This is a genomic window from Intestinibacter sp., from assembly GCF_034113885.1.
In the GTDB taxonomy this organism is placed as follows: domain Bacteria; phylum Bacillota; class Clostridia; order Peptostreptococcales; family Peptostreptococcaceae; genus Intestinibacter.
This window is the reverse complement of record NZ_JAXEWM010000093.1, coordinates 1-3307: the sequence shown is the minus strand read 5'-3', so window position 1 is coordinate 3307 and position 3307 is coordinate 1. Positions and strand designations below refer to the sequence as shown.

Sequence of the window (3307 nt, the reverse complement as noted above, 5' to 3'; positions counted from 1 at the left end):
CTTTATTAAATTTTACAAATGCTTTCATATGCACAGCTTTAATTTTTTCTACATCTGTGACTGAAAGAACTTCTGTTAAATAAGCATTAAATATTTTCAATAAATTACCATATCTATATACAGTTTCTTTACTATAGTTGTTGATTTCTATATCTAACTTAAATTCTTCAAGTAATTCTTCAATTTTCATAAAAAAAGAATACCTCCTTTTAAATTATTTCACATTCTCTAGTATAAAAATTTCTTTACATACTTTTGTCAATGCTTGATAACATAAAAAAAGATATTCTCTATTTCATTACATACAATTACTCAATATTAAGCATACATTTTCTTTAATTGAGCTTGTATATCTTTATTTTCTAAATAATCTTCTAAAGTAGTTTTTCTATCCATTATTCCGTTTGGAGTTATTTCTATTATTCTGTTTGCTAGAGTTTGTATCATCTCGTGGTCATGTGAGCTGAATAATAATACTCCTGGGAATTTTTCTAAACCTTTATTTACTGATGTTATAGACTCTAAGTCTAAGTGGTTAGTTGGATCGTCAAGTACTAATACGTTGGCGTTTGAAAGCATAAGCTTAGAAAACATACATCTAACCTTTTCTCCTCCAGATATAACCTGAGCTTCTTTTAGAGCTTCTTCACCACTAAATAACATTCTTCCTAAAAATCCTCTTATGAAGCTCTCACTTTTTTCTTCAGAGTACTGTCTTAGCCAGTCTACTAGTGAGTATTCAACACCATCGAAAAATTCATTGTGATTTTTTGGAAGATAGCTTTGAGAAGTTGTAACTACCCATTTGAAGCTTCCACTGTCTGCTTCATCTACACCCATTATTATATCAAATAGTGCAGTTATAGCTAATTCATCTCCCATAAACGCCACTTTGTCATCTCTGTCCAATCTAAATGATACGTTGTCTAAGATTTTTACACCGTCTACTGTCTTAGTTAAACCTTCGACCTCTAGTACTTCGTTTCCTATCTCGCGCTCTGGCGTAAATCCAACGTAAGGATATCTTCTTCTAGAAGGCTGAATTTCAGTTACTTCTAATTTTTCAAGCTGTTTCTTTCTTGAAGTAGCTTGCTTTGCCTTAGATGCATTTGAGCTAAATCTAGCTATGAATTCTTTTAATTGAGCTATTTTTTCTTCAGCCTTTTTGTTTTGATCCTTCATAAGCTGTAGAGCTAGCTGGCTTGATTCATACCAGAAATCGTAGTTTCCTACGTATATTTGGATTTTACCGAAGTCAACGTCTACTATATGAGTACATATTTGGTTTAGGAAGTGTCTATCGTGTGATACTACTATTACTATAGAATCCTCTAAATCCATTATGAAGTTATTTAGCCATTCTATTGATTTAAAATCTAAGTGGTTAGTAGGTTCGTCTAGAAGTAGTATTTCTGGCTTACCAAATAACGCCTTAGCAAGTAATACCTTGACCTTTTCTCCACCTTCTAATTCCTTCATTTGTTTGTAATGCAAATCTCTATCTATTCCAAGACCCATAAGTATTTTTTCGGCATTAGTTTCTGCATCCCATCCGTCTAGCTCTGCAAACTCACCTTCTAGCTCTGCAGCCTTTATACCATCTTCTTCTGTGAAGTCCTCTTTCATATATAATGCGTCTTTTTCCTTCATTATTTCAAATAATCTCTCGTGACCCATTATAACTACATCTAGTACTGTCTCTTCATCGTATTTGAAGTGATCCTGTCTTAAAACCGACATTCTTTCTTTTTCAGTTATACTTACACTACCAGTGTTTGGCTCTATATCTCCAGCTAATATTTTTAGGAAAGTAGTCTTTCCTGCACCATTAGCACCTATTATTCCGTAGCAATTTCCCTTAGTGAACTTTAAATTTACATCCTTGTATAGTTCCTTATCAGCAAATCTAAGTCCTACATTAGTTACTTGTAACATTTAGTCAAAATTCCTTTCTATTTATATTTTTAACACAGTAAGCATAATATTATAATAAAATTATATATAAGTCAATACGAAAAAAAAGGAGTGCATCAAAACACTCCATAAAATCTATTAATTTCTCAAATATGCAATTTTCATAGTTTCCTTGCCTTCTTGTTTTTCATTATATGAAAATATCATATCCATATTAGCGTCGACTAAATCTAGAAGGTGGTTTCTTATCTCATTTAGATATATCAATGTATTATCTCCAGCCATTTGACTAGTTTCTGCTAATAATAATCCCTTTTTAAGTGTCAAGTCTCCTTCGGTTTTGTAGAAATCTTCTTCTAGAGCTTTAGCAGCCTCTCTAGGATGTATATCTATTTCAAATTCCTCAACAGAGTAAGATACAGCTCCTTCTCCTTGGAATAATTCCTTTAAGTCACTTATATCTACATACATCAAAGTATCTTCGTCCATAGCTTCACTTATAAGATTTATCATATCTACAGTTTTATCTATGTTGTACTTATTTAATTTAAGCTCTTTATCAAGTCCCAAATCCTCTTTATTTTCCTTTAAGCATATATCAAGTCCTATAGATAAGACCTTTCTCTCGTTAGCCATAAAAGATATTGCCTTTGTGATATTGCATGCGTCTTTATCAGAGCTATCGTATAAAATATATAAAACTTCTATACCATCTAGTAAGCATCTTACAAATTCCTTATCTACGTCCTTAGTTACCTTTATATTTTCGAAATTAGCGTTTTTCTGTAAATCGCTTTTTATATTTTCTAAATAGTCTATTGCATCGTTTCCTACTGCAATTACTTTTGTGTACTTTTCTTTCATCTATTACGCCTCCTTAAAATTTAAAAAACCCGGGTATTTAGATAACACCAATTTAAATAGAGGAACTCCTACAATAGTTACTACCCCAAATTCTCCTATTCCGACCTCTAGCATACAAAGTAAAAGCGGTAATTTGAAAAATATGTTTAGCATAAGTCCCACTATAACCGCATTTGCTAGCACTGGCCATAAAGACGCCACCCATATAGCGTATTTATTTTTTATAAGTTTAGGTGTTAAATTCACTAAATATGCACTTACAAGTGTCGCGAAAGTTCCAAATGCTATATCTGCTAATCCATAAGGTCCCAATAAATTAGCTATTAGACATCCTATAGTCAATCCCACAATGTAATCTGAATTTACAAATGCAAGTAAAATCAATACCTCTGATAATCTAAATTGAATTGGTCCATAGCTTAGAGGACTTAATCCTATTGTCAATGCGGCGTATATAGATGCCACAATCGCTGTTTTCACTATTCTATCTGTGTTCAACTCATCATCTCCTCATCTAAAAATTTTCGAT

4 protein-coding genes are annotated in these 3307 nt (G+C 32.1%); all 4 read right to left on the bottom strand.

The features are described 5' to 3' along the window. Positions 1 to 190: hypothetical protein (locus SPD90_RS05440; protein ID WP_331680518.1), on the bottom strand; the 190-nt coding region annotated here is incomplete at its 3' end. 128 nt (positions 191 to 318) lie between these two features. Next, complete coding sequence (locus tag SPD90_RS05435) at positions 319 to 1935, bottom strand: ABC-F family ATP-binding cassette domain-containing protein (protein ID WP_320924560.1); 1617 nt, start codon at positions 1933 to 1935, stop codon at positions 319 to 321. Between the two features lie 117 nt (positions 1936 to 2052). Continuing rightward, positions 2053 to 2778, bottom strand: a complete 726-nt coding sequence (locus SPD90_RS05430) for a hypothetical protein (RefSeq protein ID WP_320924559.1) — start codon at positions 2776 to 2778, stop codon at positions 2053 to 2055. Positions 2779 to 2781: 3 nt separating this feature from the next. Further along, complete coding sequence (locus SPD90_RS05425) at positions 2782 to 3276, bottom strand: QueT transporter family protein (protein WP_320924558.1); 495 nt, start codon at positions 3274 to 3276, stop codon at positions 2782 to 2784. Positions 3277 to 3307 lie beyond the last annotated feature (31 nt).

Bases quoted from the DNA above. Each gene is read 5' to 3' on its own strand.
- SPD90_RS05430 (WP_320924559.1), bottom strand. From the start codon at position 2,778: ATGAAAGAAAAGTACACAAAAGTAATTGCAGTAGGAAACGATGCAATA.
- SPD90_RS05435 (WP_320924560.1), bottom strand. From the start codon at position 1,935: ATGTTACAAGTAACTAATGTAGGACTTAGATTTGCTGATAAGGAACTA.